The sequence below is a fragment of the Pseudonocardia pini genome, from assembly GCF_013870575.1.
GTDB lineage: Bacteria > Actinomycetota > Actinomycetes > Mycobacteriales > Pseudonocardiaceae > Pseudonocardia > Pseudonocardia pini.
Genome location: NZ_JACBXB010000015.1, coordinates 1 through 21,875 on the forward strand (window position 1 = coordinate 1; position 21,875 = coordinate 21,875).

The 21,875-nt window shown below is 72.0% G+C and carries 26 protein-coding genes; 17 read left to right on the forward strand and 9 right to left on the reverse strand.

Annotated elements, in window-relative coordinates; translation table 11 throughout:
* Window positions 1-396 precede the first annotated feature (396 nt).
* Both H5J29_RS02325 and H5J29_RS02330 read left to right on the forward strand, forming a co-directional pair.
* Window positions 397-942: a hypothetical protein gene (locus tag H5J29_RS02325; protein ID WP_181779218.1), complete on the forward strand. Its 546-nt coding sequence runs from the start codon at window positions 397-399 to the stop codon at window positions 940-942.
* 354 nt (window positions 943-1,296) lie between these two features.
* Window positions 1,297-2,505: a DUF445 domain-containing protein gene (locus tag H5J29_RS02330; RefSeq protein ID WP_181779240.1), complete on the forward strand. Its 1,209-nt coding sequence runs from the start codon at window positions 1,297-1,299 to the stop codon at window positions 2,503-2,505.
* Between the two features lie 66 nt (window positions 2,506-2,571).
* Here H5J29_RS02330 and H5J29_RS02335 read toward each other — a convergent pair whose 3' ends face one another.
* Window positions 2,572-2,916, reverse strand: a complete 345-nt coding sequence (locus H5J29_RS02335) for a fluoride efflux transporter FluC (protein WP_181779219.1) — start codon at window positions 2,914-2,916, stop codon at window positions 2,572-2,574.
* Window positions 2,904-3,302, reverse strand: a complete 399-nt coding sequence (crcB, locus tag H5J29_RS02340) for a fluoride efflux transporter CrcB (protein WP_181779220.1) — start codon at window positions 3,300-3,302, stop codon at window positions 2,904-2,906. Before crcB ends, H5J29_RS02335 begins: the two co-directional genes overlap by 13 nt.
* 108 nt (window positions 3,303-3,410) lie before the next feature.
* Here crcB and H5J29_RS02345 point away from each other — a divergent pair, with 108 nt between their 5' ends.
* From H5J29_RS02345 to H5J29_RS02360, 4 genes are all read left to right on the forward strand, one after another.
* Complete coding sequence (locus tag H5J29_RS02345) at window positions 3,411-3,839, forward strand: helix-turn-helix domain-containing protein (protein WP_181779221.1); 429 nt, start codon at window positions 3,411-3,413, stop codon at window positions 3,837-3,839.
* A gap of 5 nt (window positions 3,840-3,844) precedes the next feature.
* Window positions 3,845-4,627 carry a hypothetical protein gene (locus H5J29_RS02350; RefSeq protein WP_181779222.1) on the forward strand — a complete coding sequence of 261 codons (783 nt, stop codon included), beginning with the start codon at window positions 3,845-3,847 and terminating at the stop codon, window positions 4,625-4,627.
* 115 nt (window positions 4,628-4,742) lie between these two features.
* Entirely contained in the window at window positions 4,743-5,105 is a 363-nt protein-coding gene (locus tag H5J29_RS02355; RefSeq protein WP_312858022.1) for a DUF2516 family protein, read from the forward strand.
* Window positions 5,102-5,629, forward strand: coding sequence for a YbaK/EbsC family protein (locus H5J29_RS02360; protein WP_376768487.1), 528 nt, complete (start codon window positions 5,102-5,104; stop codon window positions 5,627-5,629). Before H5J29_RS02355 ends, H5J29_RS02360 begins: the two co-directional genes overlap by 4 nt.
* Window positions 5,630-5,637: 8 nt before the next feature.
* Here H5J29_RS02360 and H5J29_RS02365 read toward each other — a convergent pair whose 3' ends face one another.
* The gene (locus tag H5J29_RS02365) at window positions 5,638-6,036 is read right to left on the reverse strand and encodes a cupin domain-containing protein (RefSeq protein WP_220186897.1); all 399 of its coding nucleotides are present in this window, start codon (window positions 6,034-6,036) and stop codon (window positions 5,638-5,640) included.
* A gap of 151 nt (window positions 6,037-6,187) precedes the next feature.
* Between H5J29_RS02365 and H5J29_RS02370 the strand changes: the two genes are divergently transcribed.
* The 4 genes from H5J29_RS02370 (at window position 6,188) to H5J29_RS02385 (ending at window position 11,369) form a co-directional block, all read left to right on the forward strand.
* On the forward strand, window positions 6,188-6,586 hold the full coding sequence (locus H5J29_RS02370) for a MarR family winged helix-turn-helix transcriptional regulator (protein ID WP_220186898.1): 399 nt from the start codon (window positions 6,188-6,190) through the stop codon (window positions 6,584-6,586).
* Window positions 6,587-6,676: 90 nt separating this feature from the next.
* Entirely contained in the window at window positions 6,677-8,992 is a 2,316-nt protein-coding gene (gene lon, locus H5J29_RS02375) for an endopeptidase La (protein WP_181779225.1), read from the forward strand.
* A gap of 112 nt (window positions 8,993-9,104) precedes the next feature.
* On the forward strand, window positions 9,105-9,899 hold the full coding sequence (locus H5J29_RS02380) for a DedA family protein (protein WP_246393321.1): 795 nt from the start codon (window positions 9,105-9,107) through the stop codon (window positions 9,897-9,899).
* Between the two features lie 84 nt (window positions 9,900-9,983).
* On the forward strand, window positions 9,984-11,369 hold the full coding sequence (locus H5J29_RS02385; protein WP_181779227.1) for an FAD-binding oxidoreductase: 1,386 nt from the start codon (window positions 9,984-9,986) through the stop codon (window positions 11,367-11,369).
* Between the two features lie 72 nt (window positions 11,370-11,441).
* Here the strand turns inward: H5J29_RS02385 and H5J29_RS02390 are convergent, their stop codons facing one another.
* Genes H5J29_RS02390 through H5J29_RS02400 form a run of 3 tightly spaced genes read right to left on the reverse strand, consistent with a single transcriptional unit; the run spans window position 11,442 to window position 13,696 of the window.
* Window positions 11,442-12,263 carry a methyltransferase domain-containing protein gene (locus tag H5J29_RS02390; protein WP_181779228.1) on the reverse strand — a complete coding sequence of 274 codons (822 nt, stop codon included), beginning with the start codon at window positions 12,261-12,263 and terminating at the stop codon, window positions 11,442-11,444.
* A 22-nt stretch (window positions 12,264-12,285) separates the two neighbouring features.
* Window positions 12,286-13,179 carry a formyltetrahydrofolate deformylase gene (purU, locus tag H5J29_RS02395; protein WP_181779229.1) on the reverse strand — a complete coding sequence of 298 codons (894 nt, stop codon included), beginning with the start codon at window positions 13,177-13,179 and terminating at the stop codon, window positions 12,286-12,288.
* A gap of 25 nt (window positions 13,180-13,204) precedes the next feature.
* Window positions 13,205-13,696: a DUF2505 domain-containing protein gene (locus H5J29_RS02400; protein ID WP_181779230.1), complete on the reverse strand. Its 492-nt coding sequence runs from the start codon at window positions 13,694-13,696 to the stop codon at window positions 13,205-13,207.
* A 36-nt stretch (window positions 13,697-13,732) separates the two neighbouring features.
* On the opposite strand from H5J29_RS02400, the gene H5J29_RS02405 reads away from it, so the two are divergent.
* From H5J29_RS02405 to H5J29_RS02425, 5 genes are all read left to right on the forward strand, one after another.
* Window positions 13,733-14,743, forward strand: a complete 1,011-nt coding sequence (locus H5J29_RS02405; protein WP_312858023.1) for a UDP-N-acetylmuramate dehydrogenase — start codon at window positions 13,733-13,735, stop codon at window positions 14,741-14,743.
* A 136-nt stretch (window positions 14,744-14,879) separates the two neighbouring features.
* Window positions 14,880-16,043 (forward strand): L,D-transpeptidase, encoded by a 1,164-nt coding sequence (locus H5J29_RS02410; RefSeq protein ID WP_181779232.1) that lies wholly within the window; start codon window positions 14,880-14,882, stop codon window positions 16,041-16,043.
* Window positions 16,044-16,072: 29 nt separating this feature from the next.
* Entirely contained in the window at window positions 16,073-16,288 is a 216-nt protein-coding gene (locus H5J29_RS02415; RefSeq protein ID WP_181779233.1) for a hypothetical protein, read from the forward strand.
* Between the two features lie 70 nt (window positions 16,289-16,358).
* Window positions 16,359-16,703 (forward strand): PE domain-containing protein, encoded by a 345-nt coding sequence (locus tag H5J29_RS02420; protein ID WP_181779234.1) that lies wholly within the window; start codon window positions 16,359-16,361, stop codon window positions 16,701-16,703.
* Window positions 16,704-16,744: 41 nt separating this feature from the next.
* Window positions 16,745-17,236: a DUF3558 family protein gene (locus H5J29_RS02425; protein ID WP_312858024.1), complete on the forward strand. Its 492-nt coding sequence runs from the start codon at window positions 16,745-16,747 to the stop codon at window positions 17,234-17,236.
* A 56-nt stretch (window positions 17,237-17,292) separates the two neighbouring features.
* On the opposite strand, the gene H5J29_RS02430 is transcribed toward H5J29_RS02425, so the two are convergent.
* Together H5J29_RS02430 and H5J29_RS02435 are read right to left on the reverse strand one after the other, a co-directional pair.
* A complete protein-coding gene (locus H5J29_RS02430) occupies window positions 17,293-18,027 on the reverse strand; it encodes an SDR family NAD(P)-dependent oxidoreductase (protein WP_181779236.1) in 735 nt (244 codons plus the stop codon).
* Window positions 18,028-18,081: 54 nt separating this feature from the next.
* Window positions 18,082-18,336 carry a DUF2530 domain-containing protein gene (locus H5J29_RS02435; protein ID WP_181779237.1) on the reverse strand — a complete coding sequence of 85 codons (255 nt, stop codon included), beginning with the start codon at window positions 18,334-18,336 and terminating at the stop codon, window positions 18,082-18,084.
* Window positions 18,337-18,398: 62 nt separating this feature from the next.
* Here H5J29_RS02435 and H5J29_RS02440 point away from each other — a divergent pair, with 62 nt between their 5' ends.
* Window positions 18,399-19,826, forward strand: a complete 1,428-nt coding sequence (locus H5J29_RS02440; RefSeq protein ID WP_376768489.1) for an NCS2 family permease — start codon at window positions 18,399-18,401, stop codon at window positions 19,824-19,826.
* A gap of 12 nt (window positions 19,827-19,838) precedes the next feature.
* Window positions 19,839-21,107 (forward strand): MFS transporter, encoded by a 1,269-nt coding sequence (locus H5J29_RS02445; protein ID WP_376768490.1) that lies wholly within the window; start codon window positions 19,839-19,841, stop codon window positions 21,105-21,107.
* A 51-nt stretch (window positions 21,108-21,158) separates the two neighbouring features.
* Here the strand turns inward: H5J29_RS02445 and H5J29_RS02450 are convergent.
* The coding region (locus tag H5J29_RS02450) for a DMT family transporter (RefSeq protein WP_181779239.1) at window positions 21,159-21,875 on the reverse strand (717 nt) is incomplete at its 5' end.

Below are 21,875 nucleotides of genomic sequence, written 5' to 3' on the forward strand. Positions count from 1 at the left end.
AGGTCCCGGCCCTCCCGCGCCGCGAGGTCCACGAGCACGCTTCCCAGGAACCCGGTCCCGCCGGTCACCAGCAGCATCCCGCCATCCTCGCCGGGCGGTCGGCGAACGGACGTACCACCCCGTCCCGCGGGGCGCCCTCAACCGCATGATCATGTACGAGAAGGACCCCGCGACCACCGGTCTCGGCCCGACGACCGGTCGGCCCACCGGCCACCGGTGAGTGAACGACCGATGATCGGTGATCGACGCCACTCGGCTCTACGTCACGCGCGGTCACCGCGGTCCCCCCGGTCACGCGCACCCGGGCGCCCGCCGATGGTGTTGCATGTGATGTGGGCGACGTGCTCAGGCACTCCCCAGGCGAGGCGGGACCGGTACGGAAGAGGAGTGGGTCGGATGTCGTGGTGGGACAGCTACCGAGCCGTCTACGGCGCGGAGCTGCGGGCGGCCGCGCTGGAGTACAGCGAGCACGGCTGGCCGCTGGTGCCGGGACCGGGCGCCGACATCCTCCTCGACACCGGCACGGTGCTGGACGTCATCGAGGTGCCTGCCGAGGTCGGTCGTCGGGTCTGCGCCACGCTGCGTGACCGCGGGATGGTCGTTCCCGTGGCCGCGACGCCGCAGGACACGTGGTGGTTCCCGATGACCCCGAACCACGAGCTGCCCGCGGAGCTCTCGCTGCACACGGACGTCGTGCTGCACACCGACGGCATCGGGGTGCTCGCCCCGCCGACCGAGCGGCCCGACGGATGGGTGCAGTGGCGGGTCCGCCCGGCCTTCACCGGGTACGTCGTCCCCGATGCCGACGTGATCATCGAAGCCGTCCAGGTCGCCGTGCGGCGTCGGGCGGAGCAGGAGCCTGCCGACGAGCCCGTCGGCAGGCGTGACCAGCGGCCGGACACCCAGCGGTCCGCAGCGGCGGTCACCAGAGGGGTCTCCTAGCGGAGCCCCGGCGTCCCCGGTCCGGAGGGTCCCGCGCGGCATCGCCCGCGCACCCGGACGACGGGACGCACCAGGTGCGGCGCGGGCCCGTGCACTCCACGGGCGCCCGCGGCCGCACCTCGGACCCCGGCCGGGTCCGGCGGACGACTCGCCGGACCCGGCCGTAGTCATGTCTCGGGTCCGTCACTTCTCAGGTCGGCTCACCGGCTCCCTCGCCGGGGCAGGCACTATGGGGAGGTGAGTTCCGACCGTGCCCTTGCCGCCGCGCCGTCGCGGCCGTCCGGCGGCAGCATCCCCGCGGGGCTGGGTCTCGGCCCCGAGGCCGAGGAGCAGAAGCGCCGCGACCTCCGGAAGATGAAGATGGTCGCGACGGGCTTCCTGCTCGGCGCCACCGTGGTCTTCTTCGTGATGCGCTACCTGGAGGAGATCCAGGGGCAGGCGTGGGCGGGCTACGTCCGCGCCGCCGCCGAGGCGGGGATGGTCGGCGCGCTGGCGGACTGGTTCGCCGTGACCGCGCTGTTCCGGCACCCGCTCGGGATCCCGATCCCGCACACCGCGATCATCCCGCGCAAGAAGGACACCATCGGCGACTCGCTGGGCGACTTCGTCGGCGAGAACTTCCTGTCCGAGGACGTCGTGCGGGACAAGCTGGGCCGGGTCGAGGTCTCGAACCGGGTCGGCTCCTGGATCGCGCAGCGGGAGAACGCCGAGCGCATCACGGCCGAGCTCGCCACCGCGGCCCGCGGGATCGTCACCGTCCTGAAGGACGACGTCGTGCAGGACCTGATCGAGCAGGTCCTGGTCCGGAAGATCCTGGAGAAGGAGGTCGGGCCGCCGCTCGGCAAGCTCCTCGAGGGCGTCCTGGCCGACGGGGCCCACCGCCATCTCGTCGACCTGGTGTGCGACCGCGCCTACGACTGGGTCACCGCGAACCAGGAGATGGTGATGCGGGTCGTGCACGACCGGGCGCCCATGTGGACGCCCCGGTTCCTCGACGACATGATGGCCGACAAGCTGTTCACCGAGATCCAGGGCTACGCCTGGGCGGTGAAGACCGATCCCGAGCACCCGCTGCGGCACGCCGTCGACCGCTTCCTCACCGAGTTCGCGCAGGACCTGCAGAGCGACCCGAAGACCATCGAGCGGGCCGAGCAGGTCAAGCAGCAGGTCGTCGACCACCCGGACGTGCAGAAGTTCATCGGGCAGGCCTGGGGCGTGGCCAAGGGGATGATCCTCGACGCCGCCGCGGACCCGTCGAGCGAGCTGCGCGCGCGGGTGCGGGACGGGCTGATGGCGCTCGGCGCCCGGCTGGCGGGCGATCCCGAGCTGCGGGCCCGGCTCGACGGTTGGCTGGCCGACGCCGCGGGCTATGTCGTGCGCCACTACCGCGGCGAGATCACCACCCTGATCACGGACACCGTCGCGAAGTGGGACGCCGAGGAGACCAGCCGCAAGATCGAGCTCCAGGTCGGCCGCGACCTGCAGTTCATCCGGATCAACGGCACGGTCGTCGGCGCCCTCGCAGGCCTGGTGATCTACACGGTCTCCCAGCTGATCTTCTGACCGCATTATGGAGCCACAACTGTCGTTCCAGGGCCTCGAAACGACAGTTGTGGCTCCATAATGCGGTCACGGGTGGGCGCCTACCGCCAGGCCCAGGGCGGCTGCGCCCAGGCCTGCCGCCACCGAGCCGACCGCGTTGAGTGCCGCCTGCGGGCGGGACAGGTGGATCGTCTCCCAGCCGAAGGTCGAGTAGGTGGTCAGGGCGCCGCAGAAGCCGGTGCCCACCAGCGCCGTGACCCAGGGGCTCGCCGCCGCGCCGGTCACCACGCCGAGGACGAACGAACCCACGACGTTCACGGTGAACGTCCCCCACGGGAAGCCCGTGGTGTGCCGGGACTGGACCAGCCGGTCCGTCAGATAGCGCGCAGGCGCCCCGACCGCGGCACCGAGCACCACCATCAGCGGAACCATCGCACCGCTCCCCTCCCCGCCCAGGTCGCGGCGAGCGCGGCGAGCAGGGTCCCCGCCAGGTAGAGCAGGCCGGTGCCCGGGTGCCCCGCGAGCAGCAGGTGCGCGACGTCGACGGCGTAGGTCGAGAACGTGGTGAACCCGCCGAGCACACCGGTGGCGAGGAAGGGACGCAGCAGGGGGTTGGACGGTCGCGTGGTCAGGACCTCGACCAGCGCGCCGATCGCGAGGCACCCGACCACGTTGATGAGGAACGTGCCCAGCGGGAACGTCCCCGGTGCGGCCGGGAGCCCGAGGCCCACCGTCCAGCGGGCGAGCGCCCCCACGGCGCCACCCGCCGCCGCCGCGGCGACGGGGCGGCCCTGCCCCCGCAGCACCCCCGAGATCATCGGCGCAGCGTAGCTGAATCGTGGCCAAGGCCACTCCACCTGCGCAAGCACCCTGCTTGCAGGAGCTAGCACTGGTGCGTACCGTCGAAGGCGTCCGGGAGGTGCGGGATGACCGAGCAGGGCGAGGGTCCGGCCGAGAGGATCAACCAGGCCGTCGGCCAGGTGGGTCACGTGGTCGAGAAGACCGTCGACGACATCGGCTCCTACATCCGCGCGCAACGTGAGTCGGCGCAGGTCTCCCTGCGACAGCTCGCCCGGACGGCAGGCGTGAGCAATCCGTACCTCAGTCAGATCGAGCGCGGGCTGCGTACGCCGTCGGCCGAGATCCTGCAGCAGATCGCGAAGGGGTTGCGGATCTCCGCGGAGGCGCTCTACGTCAAGGCGGGGATCCTCGAGGAACGGCCCGCGGGCGTCGTCACCGACGCCGTGCTGACCGATCCCCACCTCACCGAGCGGCAGAAGCAGGTCCTGCTCGACATCTACCAGTCCTTCCGGCGGGAGAACGAGCCGGGCGAATCGACAGAACAGGGAGAGTGATCATCATGGCCGTGTCGCTGCCGACCGCCGCGGACGTCCGCAAGGTCCGTGAGCAGGCTGCCAAGTCCGCCGCCGAGCAGGCGGAGGTCGTCAAGACGCCGGTGCTGGCCGCGCTGGGTGCCGGGGAGTACGCGTACTCCAGCATCCTCGGTGCGTACGCCACCGCCAAGGAGCGCGCCGCCGCGCGTGCCGAGGCCGCGCAGAAGTTCGCCGCCGACATCCCGAACGAGATCGACGGGCTGCGCTCGAAGCTGACCACCGAGGAGCTGCGCAAGCTCGTCGAGTCGCTGCGGACCCAGGCCGAGAAGTACTACGGCGACCTCGCCAAGCACGGCGAGTCGACCTGGACGACCATCCGCAAGCAGCCGCAGGTCAAGCAGGCCTTCAGCTCGGTCGAGGAGTTCACCGGCAAGCTCGACGCCACCGTCGACTCCTTCGTCGACGACGCGCACGACGCCGCCGAGAAGGCCCTCTCCACCCTGACCCGCGAGACCCGCTCGGTCGGCGAGAAGGTCGCCGTCCGCACGCAGAAGGCGGCCGACGAGGCGGCGGAGACCATCACCGAGGTCACCGCGGACGCGTCGGCGTTCGTCTCCGAGGCGGGCAAGGACGCCGCGAAGGCCGTCGACGAGGCCGGTGACGAGGCCGCCGCCACCACGCGCAGCACCACCCGCCGCGCGGCGAACCGCACCACGCCGAAGACGACCACGCCGGCGAAGACCACGCCGAAGGCCGCCACCCGCAAGCCGGCGGCCCGCCGCACGACCACCCCGCCGAAGTCCTCCTGACCTTCGGCCGCAGACGGCCCCGGAGCCACGGCTCCGGGGCCGTCGGTCTCTCGGGGGACGCCGCTCACGGGGCGCGGGTATGTCCTGATCGCAGCGACCCACGTAGTCTGGCCCGGTGAACGTGTTCACCATGCTCGACCGTCTGGTGCTGTTCGTCATCGGCATCGTGGTCGCGGTGTGCTCGGGGTACGCCTTCGTGCACGCCATCCGTCAGCGTGCCGACGCGTTCCAGGCCGCCAGCAAGCTCACCAAGAACGCCTGGTTGGGCATCACCGGTGCGTCGGCGCTGTTCCTGCTGGTCATCCCCCTGTTCGGGGTCATCTCCACGCCGAGTGTCTACGGCGTGATCATGTCGTTCCAGGGTCTGCGCAGCGAGCTCACGCTCTTCTGGCTGGCGGGCACCGTGGCCATGCTCGTGTACCTGGTGGACGTCAAACCCGCCGTCGTCGCCGCCTCCCGGGGTGGCAACAGCTGGTGAGTGTGCTCGGCACCCTCGCCGCCGTCCCGGCGTCGGAGCGTCCCGACCTGCTGGCCGAGCCCGTCGCGAAGGCGGCGGCGGGCCTGTCCGGGATCCTGGTCGCCGAGATCGATCCCGAGCTGGCGGACACCGCCGCCTTCTGCGAGGCCTACTCCTCCCCGCTCGAGTTCTCGGCGAACTGCGTGGTGGTCTCCGGCAAGCGTTCCGGTGAGGTCCGGTTCGCCGCCTGCCTGGTCCTCGCGACCACGCGGGCCGACGTGAACGGCGTGGTCAAGCGGCGGCTCGACGTCCGGAAGGCCTCGTTCGCGCCCATGGCGGAGGCCGTGGAGCTCACCGGCATGGAGTACGGCGGCATCACCCCGCTGGGCCTGCCCGCCGACTGGCCCCTGCTGGTCGCCCCCGAGGTCGCGGCCGCCGAGGCTGTCGTGGTCGGGAGCGGGATCCGCGGCTCGAAGCTCGCCGTCCCGGGGGCCGTGCTGGCGGCCCTGCCGAACGCCGAGATCGTCGAGGACCTCGGGCGCTGACCGGGCGCTCAGGCCGGTACCGGGCCGAGCAGCTCGATCCCGTTCTCCGCGGCCACGGCCAGCGCCTTCTCCATCGTCGGGTCCTCCAGCGCGGCCACGCCCCGGGAGAAGTTCTCCATCGGTGCGCCGGGCGCGTGCACGACGAACGCCACCGCCTCGGCCGCGGACTCGTTGCGGACCGTGTGCGGCGTGCGGCCCGCCATCGGGACGACGTCGCCGGGTCCGGCGGTGACCCGGCGGACGCCGTCCTCCCCGTCGTCCAGGTAGAAGGTGAACTCCCCGCGCCGCACGAAGTAGATCTCGCCGGGATCGTGGCGGTGCATCACCGGCGGGCCGCCGCCCGGCTGCATCCGGATCTCCACGGCGAAGAGCGCGCCGCCGGTGCTCGCGCAGTCCGCGAGGATCACGATCTCGTCCGTCCCCGTGCGGAGGCACTCGCATCGGGCATACTCGACAGGTAACTTGTCCATATCCCTAGTTAGACAGGAACCCTGTCGAATGTCAAGGCCTCGGCCCGTCACGGCCGGTCGTCCGCGACCGGAGAACCTCGCCGTCCTCATGCGGGACACCTTCACGGCACTCAACGACCTCGCCCTGGCCCGGCTCGCCGAGCGCGGGTTCGGTGAGGTGCGCACGGCCCACGGCGCCGTCTTCCAGTACCTCGACGAGACCGGGACCACGGTGAGCGCGCTGGCCGAGCGGGCGCAGGTGACCAAGCAGGCCATGGCCGAGCTCGTCGCCTACCTGGAGGTCCGCGGGTACGTCGAGCGGGTCCCGGACCCGTCCGACGGGCGGGCGAAGCTCGTGTTGCCCACCGCGAGGGGCCGTGAGGTGGTGGCGGTGGCGCAGGAGCTGGTCCCGGAGGTGGAGGGCCGGATCGCCGGGCTGCTCGGCCCGGAGCGGGTGAAGGACCTGCGCCGCGATCTGGAGGCGATCCTGCGGATGGCGGCCGAGTAGAGTCGAGGTGACTCAAGGTTCCTGTGTTCGCTCCGGGAAGAATTACTTGAGCGCTGGAATGTGACTTGCAGGTTAAGCGTTGGACCGGGCATGACACAGACGCTGAAGCTGCCGGTGCTTCCGCTGACCGACTCGGTGGTGCTGCCCGGCATGGTGGTTCCGGTCCGTCTCGACGCTCCGGAGGTTCAGGCGGCCGTGGACGTCGCAGGCGCGGCGTCCGACGGCGGCACAGACAAGAAGGTCCTCGTCGTGCCCCGCCTCGACGGCAAGTACGCCGCGATCGGTGTGGTCGCGGTCCTCGAACAGATCGGCAGGCTCCCGAGTGGCGAGCGTGCCGCCGTCGTCCGCGGTGAGACGCGGGCGCGCATCGGGTCCGGCGTGACCGGCCCCGGATCGGCCCTGTGGGTCGAGGCCTCGCTCGTCGAGGACTCCCCCGTGACGGGTCGGACCCAGGAGCTCGCCAAGGAGTACAAGGCGCTCGTCGTCTCGATCCTCCAGCAGCGCGGCGCCTGGCAGATCATCGACGGCGTCCAGCAGATCACGGACCCGTCCGAGCTGGCCGACACGGCCGGCTGGAACCAGTGGCTCGACCTCGAGCACAAGTCCCAGCTGCTCGCCGAGACCGACGTGACCCGTCGGCTCGAGCTGCTGCTGGAGTGGACGAAGGAGCACGTCGCCGAGCAGGAGGTCTCCGAGAAGATCGCCGGTGACGTCCGCGAGGGCATGGAGAAGCAGCAGCGCGAGTTCCTGCTCCGCCAGCAGCTCGCCGCGATCCGCAAGGAGCTGGGCGACGACGACACCGAGGGCGAGGCGGACTACCGGCAGCGCGTCGAGTCGGCGGACCTGCCCGAGGACGTCCGCAAGGCCGCGCTGACCGAGGTCGGCAAGCTGGAGCGGGCGTCCGACCAGAGCCCCGAGTCCGGTTGGATCCGGACCTGGCTCGACACGGTCCTGGACATCCCCTGGTCCGAGACCACCGTGGACACCGACGACCTCGTCGAGGCCCGGCGGATCCTGGACGCCGACCACGCCGGACTCGACGACGTCAAGGAGCGGCTGATCGAGTTCTTGGCGGTCCGGTCCCGGCGGAACCGGAAGGGCCTGGACACCATCGGTGGCCGCGGCTCCGGTGCGGTGCTCGCGCTCGTCGGCCCGCCCGGCGTCGGCAAGACGTCGCTGGGTGAGTCCGTGGCGCACGCGCTCGGCCGCAAGTTCGTCCGCGTCGCCCTCGGTGGCGTCCGCGACGAGGCGGAGATCCGGGGGCACCGGCGCACCTACGTCGGCGCGCTGCCCGGCCGGATCGTCCGGGCCATCCGCGAGGCGGGCTCGATGAACCCGGTCGTGCTGCTGGACGAGATCGACAAGGTCGGCAGCGACTATCGCGGCGACCCGTCCGCGGCCCTGCTCGAGGTGCTCGACCCGGCGCAGAACCACACGTTCCGCGACCACTACCTCGAGGTGGACCTGGACCTGTCCAACGTGCTGTTCCTCGCCACCGCGAACGCCTACGACACCATCCCCGGCCCGCTGCTGGACCGCATGGAGGTCGTGACGCTCGACGGCTACACCGAGGCCGAGAAGATCGCGATCGCCCGCGACCACCTGCTCCCGCGGCAGATCGACCGCGCGGGACTGGCTCCTGCGGACGTCGAGTTCTCCGAGGTCGCGCTCGGCATGATCGCCGCCGAGTACACCCGCGAGGCGGGCGTGCGGCAGCTGGAGCGGGGCCTGGCGAAGGTCCTGCGCAAGGTGGCCGTGGGTCTGGACTCGGGGGAGGCCTCGCCGATCCACGTCGACGCCGACACCCTGGTCAAGTACCTGGGCAGGCCGCGGTTCACCCCGGAGTCGGCGGAGCGGACCTCCGTCCCGGGCGTGGCGACCGGCCTGGCCGTGACCGGCGCGGGCGGGGACGTCCTGTTCATCGAGGCCACCTCGATGGACGGCGACCCCGGCCTGATGATCACCGGCCAGCTCGGCGAGGTGATGACCGAGTCCGTCTCGATCGCGCTGTCCTACCTGCGGTCGAAGGGCCTGGCCGGGGACCTGGCGTCGAAGAAGCTGCACGTGCACGTCCCCGCGGGCGCGGTCCCGAAGGACGGCCCGTCGGCGGGCGTCACGATGACGACGGCGCTCGCGTCGCTCGCCAGCGGACGCCCGGTCAAGTCCTCGGTCGGCATGACCGGTGAGGTCACGCTGCAGGGCAAGGTGCTCCCGATCGGCGGGGTCAAGCAGAAGCTGCTTGCCGCGCACCGGGCGGGCCTGACCGACGTGATCATCCCGAAGCGCAACGAGCCCGACCTCGACGACCTGCCGGAGTCGGTGCGCGGTGAGCTGCGGGTGCACCCCGTCGCGGACGTCGCCGAGGTGCTGGAGATCGCTCTCGAGAAGACGTCCGAGCGCGTCTGAGAGATCATGAGGGGCGCCCCCACCTCGCGCGGTGGGGGCGCCTTTCGCGTCTGCGCTTGACCGTGCCGCAGCGGCATGGTGTCGACTGGCTGTCATGGAGCGGGGAACAGAGATGACCGAGACGGACGGCACGCCGACCCGGCCCGACGAGAAGACCCGGCCCGACGAGAAGCCGAAGCGGTTCCGTTGGCGGTCCAAGGACTACAGCCCCGAGGAGCTCGAGGAGGCCAAGCAGGCCTGGCGCAAGGCCATGCCGTGGGACCACCCGATGTCGCGCGGCGACAAGTTCCTGGTCTTCGCGACGCTCGGGGTCCTGCTGCTCACGATCGCCTCGATGCCGTTCCGGCCGTTCCTGCTGGCCTCGCACCCGATCGCGCTGAGCGCCGTCACCGGCAGCCTCTCCGCCGTCGGCGCGGGCGCGGCCTTCGCGCGGGTCGGCGACGGCGACCTGTGGCTCGTGATCGCCGCCGGTGTCTTCGGCATGGTCAAGTTCAACTGGCTGTTCTGGCTGGCCGGACGCCGGTGGGGCGCCAAGATCATCGAGCTGTGGGCGCCGGGGGACTTCGGCAAGCGGTTCGTCGCGCGCGTCCAGTCGTGGCCGGCCTGGGCGATGCCGCTCGTCGTCGTGCTGGCGGCGCTGCCGGGCGTCCCGGCCCCGGCGGTCTTCGCGGTGGCGGGCATGGGCCGCATGCGCCTCGCCGCCTTCATGATCGCCGACGCGATCGGCGCCGCCCTGATCGCGGGCCTGGTCGCGGGTCTCGGCTACGGCCTGGGCCAGCACGCCGTCGACGTCGTCCTGACCATCGACAGGTACGCGCTGTGGATCACGATCGCGCTGGTCGTCGTCGTGTCGGTGAAGGCGGGCTACCAGGGCAGCAAGGAGAGCCGCGCCGGCAAGAGGTCCTGACCGGCGCGGGGGTCGGGAACTGCGTACAGCCATTCGGCCCTGCTCGGGTGCACCCTCGTCGTCCGGACGACCCGGGAGGACCCGATGACGAGCACCGCACCGCTGGACGTCGACGACCTTCGGTCCCGGATGGCCGGGGCCGTCGTCCTGCCCACCGATCCCGGGTACGACGAGGCCCGCGTGATGTGGAACGGGCGCATCGACCACCGCCCCGGCCTGGTCGCCCGCTGCACCGGCCCCGCGGACGTCGCGGCGGCGGTCGGCTTCGCGCGGTCCGCAGGCCTGCCCGTCGCCGTGCGTGGTGGCGGCCACGGGTCGTGGACGGCCGCCCTCGCCGACGGGTTCCTCCTGGTCGATCTCTCCCCGATCCGGCACGTGGACGTCGATCCCGTCGCCCGGACGGCCCGCTGCGGGGGCGGAGTCCTGTTGGCCGAGCTCGACGGGGCGACCCAGCAGCACGGGCTCGCCGTCCCGGCAGGCACGGTCAGCCACACCGGCATCGGCGGTCTGACCCTCGGCGGCGGCTGGGGATGGCTGAGCGCGCTGCACGGCCTCACGATCGACAACCTGCTGTCCGCCGAGGTCGTGCTCGCCGACGGTCGAGTCGTGCGGGCGAGCGAGACCGCGCACCCGGAGCTGTTCTGGGGCCTGCGCGGGGGCGGCGGCAACTTCGGCGTGGTCACCGAGTTCGAGTTCCGGCTGCACCCGGTCGGCCCGATCATCCAGCTCGGCCTGGTGTTCGTGGAGCAGGCGCGGGTCGCGGAGGCGGCCGTCGTCGCCCTCGACCTGATGGCCTCCTGGCCGCGGGGCGTGACGGGTGGGCTGGGGTTCAACGCGGCGCCGCCCGCGCCCTTCGTCCCCGTGGAGCACCACTTCGCCCCGGGCATGGCCGTGATGATCGGGGGCTTCGCCGATCCGGGCGAGCACGCGGACGTCGTACGGGCGACGGTCACGGCCCTCGATCCGCTCTTCCACGTCGCCATGCCGATCCCGTACCTCGCCCTGCAGCAGATGCTCGACGAGGCCTCAGTCCCCGGGACCCGCGCGTACACGAAGGGCCTGTACCTCCCCGGGATGACTCCCGAGATCGCCGGCATCCTGGCCGACCGGACGGCGCTGCGCTCGCCGATGTCGCAGGTCCTGGCCTTCCCCCTGGGCGGTGCGCTCGCCGCGGTACCCGACGACGCCACGGCCTTCGGCGGCGACCGCTCCGGCATCGCGCTCGCCATCGAGGGGACCGGCCACGACCCCTCCCTCGACGACGCCGAGCGGGACTGGGTGCGCGACACCTGGACCGCTCTGCGCCCCCATGCCCGCGGAGCCGGTGGCTACGTGAACCTGATGTCGGAGGTCGACGACACGGTCGTCGGCGCGACCTACGGTCCGAAGACCGCCCGGCTCGCCCAGGTCAAGGCGCAGTACGACCCGGAGAACGTCTTCCGGGTCAACGCGAACATCGCGCCGGCCTGACCACGGTCGCCGATCGGAGGGGGTGAGCGGGGTGCCGGAGCTCGAGACGCGGGTGTACCGGGTCGGCCCGGCTCAGGGGACGTCGGCGGTGAAGAGGTAGTAGCCGATCGCCGCCCAGAGCCTGCCCGCGGCGTGCAGCTCCGCCACCTGTGCCACCCACCAGCGGGCCCGGTCGGGGGCGACCACCCCCGAGGCGCCCGCCGACTCGCCCACCCCGGCGAAGTACGTGGCCGCGAGATCGGGGTCGAACACGACCATCCGGCTGCCGACCTGCACGTTCCGCAGCCCGCGCTCGACGAGCAGCGCGCGCACGTCGTGGGACAGCCGCGCGTTCGGCACCGAGGTGTCCGCCTCGTGCGCGAGCACGGCCCGGGTGAGCGCAGGGTCGGGGACGTTCACGGTGTTGGTCTCGAAGTCCGGCATGATCAGCGCGACGGCGCCGCCGGGCCGGGTCACCCGGACCATCTCGTCGAGGGCGCGGGCCGGGTCGTCCACGTAGACGAGCACCCGCTCGGCGCGGACGACGTCGAAGGCGGCGTCGGCGAAGGGGAGCCGCTGGGCGTCCTCGTGCCGGAACCCGACGTTCCCGCGCCCGGCGGCCCGCCGCTGCGCCTCGGCCACGAAACGGGCACTGGAGTCGATGCCGGTGACCGCGCCGGTCGGGCCGACCACCTCGGCCAGCCGCAGCGTCTCCAACCCGAACCCGCAGCCGACGTCGAGCACCCGGCTGCCGGGCCCGGTGCGGGTCCGCTCGATCGCGAGGGCCTTGAGCTCGCCCAGCAGCGGCAGCCGGTCGAAGGCCTCCAGCCCCTGGACGTAGGGGCCCAGGTCCTCGACCCCGTCGACCGCGGTGAAGGCGTGGAGGGCGATCTCCTCCCGACCCGTGTCGCTCATCGGACCACCCCTCGTCGGTCGGTCAGCGGAAGACGACCGTCTTGTTCCCGTGCACGAGTACTCGGTCCTCGAGGTGCCAGCGCAACCCCCGCGCGAGGACCAGGCGCTCGATGTCGCGGCCGCGCCGGACCATGCTCGCCACCGTGTCGCCGTGGTCCACCCGGATGACGTCCTGCTCGAGGATCGGGCCCGCGTCGAGGTCCGCGGTGGCGTAGTGGCAGGTCGCGCCGATCAGCTTCACCCCGCGCTGGTGGGCCTGGTGGTAGGGCCGCGCGCCCATGAACGAGGGCAGGAAGCTGTGGTGGATGTTGATCGCCCGCCCCGCCCACTCCTCGCACAGGTGCGCGGGCAGGATCTGCATGAACCGGGCGAGGACGATCGCGTCGGGCTCGAAGGGGTCCACGATCTGCCGGACCTTCTCGAAGGAGGCCACCTTCCCCTGCTCGCGCTTCGGGTCGCGCGGCCCGGGGAACGGGACGTGGTGGAACGGCACCCCGTGGGCCTCGACGAGCTTCGCGAGGTCCGGGTGGTTGCCGATCACCGCGTCGAGCGTGACGGGCAGCTCGCCCGCGGCGATCCGCCCGAGGAGGTCGTGCAGGCAGTGCGGCTCCTTGGTGACCAGCAGCACCGCGTGCTTCGGCACCCCGGTGTCGGTGACGCGCCAGGTCGCCTCCGGCCCGAACTCCTCGGCCACCTGCGCGAACCGGGTCCGGAGCTCGTCGACGGAGAAGGGCACGGAGTCCGCGCGCACGGCCTGGCGGGTGAAGAACCAGTTCTCGTCGGCGTCCGCGTGGTAGGCGGCCTCCACGATCCAGGCCCCGGTCTCGGCCAGGAACCCGGCGATGCGCGCGACGATGCCCGTGCGGTCGGGGCAGCTGAAGGTGATGACGTAGCGGCGGTCGGCTCCGGGGTCCACGGTGCGATCGTGCCAGGTCAGGCCGTCAGAGTCGGCTCAGGGTGTAGTCCGTCTCCATCTCCAGCAACCGCACGATCTCCTTGCCGACGGTCTCCTCGATCTTGCCGCCGATGATCGGCACGTTGACCGACACGTCCACCCGCACGACCAGCTCGCTCCCGGTGCCGACCGGGGACAGCCGCATCACGCCGGACGCGCGGGCGGGCAGGCCCGGGAGCGCCACGCCGACCGTGCCGTCGTACCCGTCGCCCGCGCGGGTCCAGGTCTCGTCCCGCTCGATCTGGATGCCGTCGTTCCCGACGACGGTCTTCACCACACCGGGGAGGTGCTGTGCGTCGATGCCGTGCTTCACCCGGTACTTCGCGCCCTCCCCGACCTTCTCGTACTCGAGGATGCCCGCCCCGGGCCCACCCATCACGGCGAGGCGGTCGCTCAGGATCTGCCGGTCGATCATGGCCGCGAACACGGCGTCGACGGGATGGGTGCTGGTGGCGCGGAACTCGGTCGACCGGGGCACCGGCGGAGGTTACCTCGACGGCTACCGTTGCGCCCCGTGCAGACGCTCTCCGACCTCACCACGCTCCGCCTGGGCGGACCGGCGGGCCGCCTGGTCGAGGCGCCCGACGCCGAGTCGGTCGTCGAGGAGGTCCGCAAGGCCGACGCCGTCGGCGAGCCCGTCCTGCTGCTCGGCGGCGGCTCGAACCTCGTGGTGGCCGACGCCGGGTTCCCCGGCACGGTCGTCCGCGTCGCGTCCACGGGGATCGTCACCGAACGCCGACCGGACGGGTCCGTGCTGCTCACGGTCGAGGCGGGGGAGGACTGGGACACGGTCGTGGCGGCGACCGTCGCCGAGGGTCTCGGCGGGCTGGAGTGCCTCTCCGGGATCCCGGGGCGCACGGGCGCCACCCCGGTGCAGAACGTCGGCGCGTACGGCGTGGAGGTCGCCGCGCTCCTGGAGTCGGTCGACCTCTACGACCGCGCCTCCGGCTCGACGGCCACGGTGCCCGCCGCGGACCTCGGCCTCGGCTACCGGACCAGCGTCCTGAAGGGGTCCGCGGCGGCCGTCGTCCTCCGGGTGCGGTTCGTCCTGCCCGGCGGCGGAGCGAGCATGCCGATCGCCTATGCCGAGCTGGCGCGGGTGCTGGGGGTGGATCCGGGCTCGACCGTTCCCGCCGCCGTCGCGCGGGAGGCCGTCCTGGAGCTCCGCCGGGGCAAGGGCATGGTGCTGGCGGCCGAGGACCACGACACCTGGAGCGCGGGCTCCTTCTTCACCAACCCGATCGTCGACGCCGCCCCGGACCCGGAGATGCCGCGCTGGCCCGCGGGCGGGCGGGTCAAGCTGCCCGCCGCGTGGCTGATCCAGCACGCCGGGTTCGCGCCGGGGCACCAGGGCCCCGGAGGTCGGGTGGCGCTGTCCTCGCGGCACGTCCTGGCCCTGACCAACCGGGGCGGCGGCCGGACCGAGGACCTCCTCGAGCTGGCCCGAGAGGTGCAGGCCGGGGTGCGCGCGCGGTTCGGCATCGACCTGCACCCCGAGCCCGTCCTCGTCGGGTGCGCGCTGTAGCCACCCGAGCGGTCACTCGATCGTGGTGCGCGGTCGTCGCTGTCGGTGGTGACGCGTAACCTCGCGAGCCGAGGCAACCCGGGCGCGTGATCGCACGTCCGTATACCTGGGGAGCTTCTGTGTGCGGGGGAGGGTGATGAGGCGCTTACTGCTGGTCCTGGCCGTGTTGGTGGTCGGGATCCTCGGTGTGGTCACGGCGGCGACGGCGGCCGGGCGGGGTGGCGTGAGCCTGCCCGCACTCGCGGCGAAGCCCGTCCAGGTGGCCTACGCGCCGGGTCCGGAGGCGACCGGGATCGGCCCGACCGCGCCTGCATCCGTCACTGTGAGCGACGGAACGCTCACGCAGGTCGCGTTGACGAACCCGGAGGGCGAGCAGGTCGAGGGCGCGCTGAACGCGGAGCGGACCTCGTGGAGCACCACCGAGCCCCTCGGGTACGACACGCGGTACACGTGGAGCGGCACCGCCGCGGGCGCGGACGGCGTGGCGGTGCCGCTGCAGGGCGGCTTCCACACCGTGGCCCCGTCGAAGGTCGTGCGCGGGGTGCTCAACATCGGCGACGGGCGGACCGTCGGGATCGCCGCGCCCATCGAGATCCAGTTCAACGCCCACGTCGAGGACCGGGCGGCCGTCGAGCGGGCGCTGTCGGTGCAGACGTCGGTGCCGGTCGAGGGCGCCTGGGGCTGGCTCGCCGACGAGAACGGCGGCTCCCGGGTGCACTGGCGACCCAAGGAGTACTGGCCCGCGTACACGAAGGTCTCGGTCGCGGCGAAGCTCTACGGTGTGGACTACGGCGAGGGTCGCTTCGGCGCCGCGGACGTGAGCAGCGACTTCGAGATCGGCCGGGCGCAGATCGTGAAGGCGGACGCGCAGTCCTTCCGGATGGTCGTGGAGCGAGACGGTCAGCAGGTCGCGGACTACCCGGCGAGCTACGGGCTCGCCTCGGACCCGAACCGCAACACCCGCTCGGGCATCCACGTCGTCACCGAGAAGTTCACCGACAAGCGGATGACCAGCGCGCAGTACGGCTACGACGTCATGGAGAAGTGGGCCGTGCGGATGAGCAACAACGGCGAGTTCATCCACGCCAACCCGGCCTCGGCGGGGGCGCAGGGGTCGTCGAACGTCACGCACGGCTGCGTGAACCTGTCGATCGAGAACGCCAAGGCCTACTACGACACGGCGCTGTTCGGTGATCCCGTCGAGGTGACGGGAGCGCCCGTCGAGCTGTCGGCGAAGGACGGCGACGTCTGGGACTGGACGGTGTCCTGGGCGCAGTGGCAGGAGCTGTCGGCGCTTTAGCCGGGCGGGGTTTCGGGTAGGCCGGAGGCATGACCGATCCGTCCGTGAACAGCGCCGCCACCGAGCGCGCCGAGACCCGAGCCGAGCCGTTGCCGGAGGAGCGCGCGGTCGAGGGCGACACCGACCGGCGCGCCGAGGCCGCGGAGATCCTGGGGGAGTCCGAGGAGCGGGTCGCCGAGGCCTCCTCCGGTCGAGCGCCCGGCGACGCCGCCGACGAGCACCGCCACTCCGACGAGGGCGTCTGAGGAGTTCACGACTGCGAACGGTTCGGCCGGGACGCTCGCCTCGACGCAGGGGTCTTGAGATCATCAGGCCGTGACCGCGCCGCGCTGGGACGAAGCCGGACCCACCCCTGTCGTCTCGCCTTCGGCCCCCGGCGGGGTGCTGAGGGTGGATCCGGAGGCGATCGACGCGGTCATGGCGCGCCTGACCACCGTTGCGGACGAGATCAGACGGCTGGAGAGATCACTGGAGCCGTATGCCATCGCCAGTCCCGGTACCGATGCGGTGAGCGTCAACGGTGCCGTGCAGGCGAACGTCATGGTGGAGCGAGCGCGAAGCTACCTCGCGGAATGGCATCGCCACCTCATTCTGACGACAGAGGCGCTTGAGCAGCAGCGGAGCGGGTACAGCGCCGCGGACATCTCTGCGCGCGCGTGACTGCGCGACGCATCGCGGTTGTGATCACGGCGCTGGTGGCTGTGGGCGGATGTTCCGAGCCTCCACCGTTTCCGGTCCACACGACAGAGGCCCCAAGTACGTCCGTCGTCGCGTCCCCGCTCGATCTTCATGCCAGAGATGCCTGCTCGACCCTCTTGCCGAGTGCCATCATCCGGCTACGGCTGAAGCCCGCACCTTTCTTCCACGACACCGGTGCCTCGTCCACGACGTGCACATGGGAGTCGACGGACGAGACATTTGATTTGACACTGGTGACCAATCACGGTGTCGGCCTCGAACTCGTCGACCAACTCGGTGGAGTGCTCACCGCCCGTGAGCCGCTCAGCGTGGACGGCTACCCGGCGATGCGAATCGACACCGCCGACAGCCCGACCTGTCGGGTCGTCGTCGGCGTCGCTGACACACAAGCCTTCAGCGCAGGCGCAAGCATGCTCGCGAGCACGGCCCCACCGCTGTGCGACCTCGCCCTCGCGCTCGCCGAGGAGACCGTCGCCGCGCTGCGCGGGTCCTGATCACCGTCCCCGACCCATCGAGGCCGTATCCGGCGCCGATGGGTCAGGGGCGGTGATCAGCTCTGCCGGTAGGCCCGCATGGCGTCGGCCTGGGCGCGGGGCTTGAGCACGATCTGGTCCAGGTTCACGTGGCTGGGCCGGGTGGCGGCGAAGGCGATCACGTCGGCCACGTCCTCGGCGGTGAGCGGGGTCAGGCCCTTGTAGACGTTGTCCGCCTTCTCCCGGTCACCCAGCCGGACGAGGGAGAACTCGGTCTCGACCATCCCCGGCAGGATCTCGGTGAGCCGGATCGGCTCGCCCAGCAGCTCGCCGCGCAGGGTGCGGTGCAGCATCGCCTGCGCGTGCTTGGCGCCGGTGTACCCGGCACCCTTGTCGTAGGGCTCGAGCGCGGCGATCGAGGTCACGGTGACGATGTGCCCGTCCCCGGAGGCCCGCAGCTTCGGCAGCAGTCCCTGGACCAGCCGCAACGTGCCCAGCACGTTGACCTCGTACATCCAGACCCAGTCCGCCTCGTCGGCCTGCTCGACCGGCTCCAGGCCCTTCGCGCCGCCCGCGTTGTTCACCAGCAGCGCGCACTCCGGCACCGCGGCGACGAAGGCCGCCACGGACGAACGGTCGGTGACGTCGAGCGGGAGCGCGGTCCCGTCGATCTCCTTCGCGATGGCCTCGAGCCGGTCCACCCGGCGGGCGCCGAGGACGACGTGGAACCCGGCGGCGGCCAGGGCGCGGGCGGTGGCGGCGCCGATCCCGGAGCTGGCTCCGGTCACGACGGCGGTGGGACGGTCACTCATGGCCCAACCCTATGTGCGGACGACGGCCTCGCTCAGCGACTATGAGCAAGACCGTCAGTCGTCGAGGCCACCCTGGGCCAGGCGGGAGCCGCGGCGGGCCGCGGAGCGCTGCCAGGAGAAGATCCCGAAGCCGAGCGCGCCGAGCCCCGCGCCGACCGCGCACGTGGTGAACCAGATGTCGAGCGGGCGGCCGCCGAGGACGTGGGCGAGGAACAGCACCGCCGCCCCGGTGAGCCACACCAGCGTGCCGACCGCGACCACCAGCGTGATGTCGGTGGTGCTGCGCGGCAGCGCGGGCGGGTCGACCATGCGCCGAACCGTACCCGCCGCCTGCTGAGCGCGCGCTGGGAATCGCCCCTACGGTGTGGTCCGTGATCGAGCGTCTGTTCACAGTGGTCGGGCGGGGGTCCACGGTCCCACGGGAGCTCCGCGGCGGCCTCGTCACCTTCGTGACGATGTCCTACATCATCGTGCTCAACCCGCTGATCCTCGGCAGCGTCTCGGCCACGGACCCCGGTGCCAAGACGGACTCGCTCGGCGGGATCCTGCCGATCTCCCAGGTCGCGGCGGTGACGGCGCTGGTCGCCGGCGTCATGACCATCCTGTTCGGACTCGTGGCGAACCTGCCCTTCGCGATCGCCACCGGGCTGGGCATCAACACGCTGCTCGCCGTGACCATCGCGCCGATGATGACCTGGCCCGAGGCCATGGGCCTGGTCGTGCTCGACGGCGTGGTGATCGTCCTGCTGGCCGTCACCGGCTTCCGCACGGCGGTCTTCAACGCCGTCCCGCCCGCGCTCAAGGCCGCGATCGCCGTCGGGATCGGGGCGTTCATCGCACTGATCGGGCTGGTCGACGCCGGCTTCGTCCGCAGGCTGCCCGACGCGGCGAACACCACGGTCCCCGTCGGGCTCGGCATCGACGGCTCGATCGCCTCCTGGCCGACGTTCGTGTTCGTGATCGGGCTGCTGGTCACCGGCGTGCTGGTGGTGCGGGGGGTGCGGGCGGGACTGCTGATCGGCGTCGCGGTCACGACCGTGATCGCCATCGTGGTGGAGGCGATCGCGCAGGTCGGCTCCTCGGCGACGAACCCGAAGGGCTGGTCGCTGTCCGTGCCGCGGCTGCCGGACAGCGTCGTGGGGCTGCCGGATCTCTCGCTGGTCGGGGACGTCTCGTTCGGGGCCTTCTCGCGGCTGGACGTGCTGACCGTCGTTTTGCTGGTGTTCACGCTGGTCCTGGCCAACTTCTTCGACGCGATGGGCACGATGACCGGCCTCGGTGGGCAGGCGGGCCTGACCGACGAGAAGGGGCAGCTGCCGAACATCGGCAAGGCCCTCGTCGTCGAGGGGGCGGGCGCGGTGGCGGGCGGGCTGGGCTCGTCGTCGTCGAACACGGTGTTCGTGGAGTCCGCCTCCGGGATCGCCGAGGGCGCCCGGACGGGGCTCGCGAACGTCGTCACCGGGGTGCTGTTCCTCGCCGCGATGTTCCTGACCCCGCTCTACGCGATCGTGCCCGTCGAGGCCGCGGCGCCCGCGCTGGTGATCGTCGGGGCGATGATGTTCCGGCAGGTCTCGGGCATCGACCTGACCGACCTGCGCACGGCGTTGCCCGCGTTCCTCACGATCGTCGTCATGCCGTTCACCTACTCGATCGCCAACGGCATCGGCGCCGGCTTCGTCAGCTACGTGCTGCTCGCCGCGGCCACCGGCAGGGCCCGGACCGTGCACCCGCTGATGTGGGTCGTGGCGGTCGCCTTCGTGGGGTACTTCGCCGTGGGGCCGATCCGGTCGTTGTTGTAAGCTAAGGACACTGTGAGTGCGATCGCCGAGTCCCCCGTCCCCGCGGGCCCCGGCGCATCCCGTGGCGGGATGTTCGCGTCGCTCCGCGTCCCCAACTACCGGCTCTTCCTGTCCGGGCAGATCGTGTCCAACGTCGGCACGTGGATGCAGCGCATCGCGCAGGACTGGCTGGTCCTGGACCTGACGGACGGCAGCGCCACCGCGCTGGGGATCGCCGCCGCGCTGCAGTTCGCGCCGACGCTGTTCCTCTCGCTCTGGGGCGGGGTGCTGGCGGACCGGGTCGACAAGCGGGTCGTGCTGGTGGCGATCCAGGCGGCGATGGGGCTCTGCGCGGTGGTGCTGGGCACGGTCGTGCTCACCGGCGTCGTCGCGCTGGGGCAGGTCTACCTGCTGTGCCTGCTGCTCGGCTGCTTCTCCGCGCTGGACACCCCGATCCGGCAGGCCTTCGTGTCCGAGATGGTCGGGCCGGGGCAGGTGGTCAACGCCGTGGCGCTCAACTCGTTGGTGTTCAACCTCGCCCGGATCATCGGGCCTGCGGTGGCGGGCGCACTGATCGTCGTGGTCGGCACCGGATGGGTCTTCCTGGTCAACGCGGTCAGCTTCGTCGCGGTGATCACCGGGCTGCTGCTCATGCGGCCCGAGCGGCTGTACCGCAGCGAGCGGGTGCCGCGGGCGCCCCACCAGCTGCGGGACGGGCTGGCCTACGTCCGGGCCCGACCCGACCTCGTCGCGATCATGGTGCTGGTCTTCCTGGTCTCGACCTTCGGGATCAACTTCTTCATGACGATCGCGCTGCTGGCCCGCAACGTCTTCGGCCGGGACGCGCAGGGCTACGGCATGCTCACCACGCTGCTGGCCGTCGGGTCGGTGCTCGGGGCCACGCTCGCCGCCCGGCGCACCACGAAGCCGCGGCTGCGCCTGGTCGCCGGCGCCGGGCTGGTGTTCGGCGTGCTGCTCGTGGTGGCCGGGGCGATGCCGACGTACCTGGCGGCGGGGATCGCGCTGGTGCCCGTCGGGTTCGCGGCGCTGACCTTCACGACCGCGGCGAACTCGGCGGTGCAGCTGTCCGTGGACCCGCACATGCGGGGCCGCGTGATGGGTCTGTACATGCTGCTGCTGTTGGGCGGGACGCCACTGGGCGGGCCGGTGCTGGGGGTGCTCGCCGAGCACTTCGGGGGGCGGTCGCCGCTGATCGTGGGCGGGGTGGTCACGGTGGTGTCCGTGCTCGCCGTCGCGATCGTCCTCAAACGGAGGGTTGACGCCTCGGTGAGGCGAGGCTAACTTAAGTCTTGTCGCTTCGTGGTGGGAGCGGCGCGTCAGTTCGGGAAGGTATCAGGCCCCGCGGCTCCGGTCGCGGGGCCTGATCCGCGTCAGGGCCACCCCCACGAGGCAGAGGGCCCCGCCGAGGAGTGCGAGTGCCGGCGGGGCCTCGCTCAGCAGCAGTGCGGCCATGCCGACCGTGATCGGCGGGACGAGGTAGGTGGTCACCCCGAGTCGTCCGGCGTCCATCCTGGACAGTGCGAAGGCCCAGGTGCTGAACGCGAGTGCGGTCGGGACCAGGCCGAGGTACGCGAGCCAGAGCGTGGCGCTGGCGGGCGCGGCCGCCACGTCGCGTACCAGGTCACCCGCGAACGGCAGGCACGCCACGGTGCCGATCGCGCAGGCCAGGAACGTGACCTGGAGGGCGGGGAGCCTCCGCAGCACCGGCTTCTGCGCCAGCACGCCGACCGCATAGGTCACCGCGGCGACGACGCAGAGCGCGACGCCCACCAGGTCCGTGGTGTCCCCCTCGGCGGTCGACGCGCCGATCACGACGGCACCCGCGAACGCGATGCCCGCCCCGATCAGCAGCGGCCGGGGGAAGCCCTCGTGCAGGAGTACCCCGGCGAACAGGGCGATGAGGATCGGCCCGATGTTGACGAGCATGGCCGTGGTGCCGGCGTCGACGCGCTGCTCGGCGGCGTTCAGCGCCACGTTGTAGACCGCGAACCACGCGAGGCCGCAGAGCAGCAGGAGGCTCCACTCGCGCCGCGTCGGGGCGACCCAGCG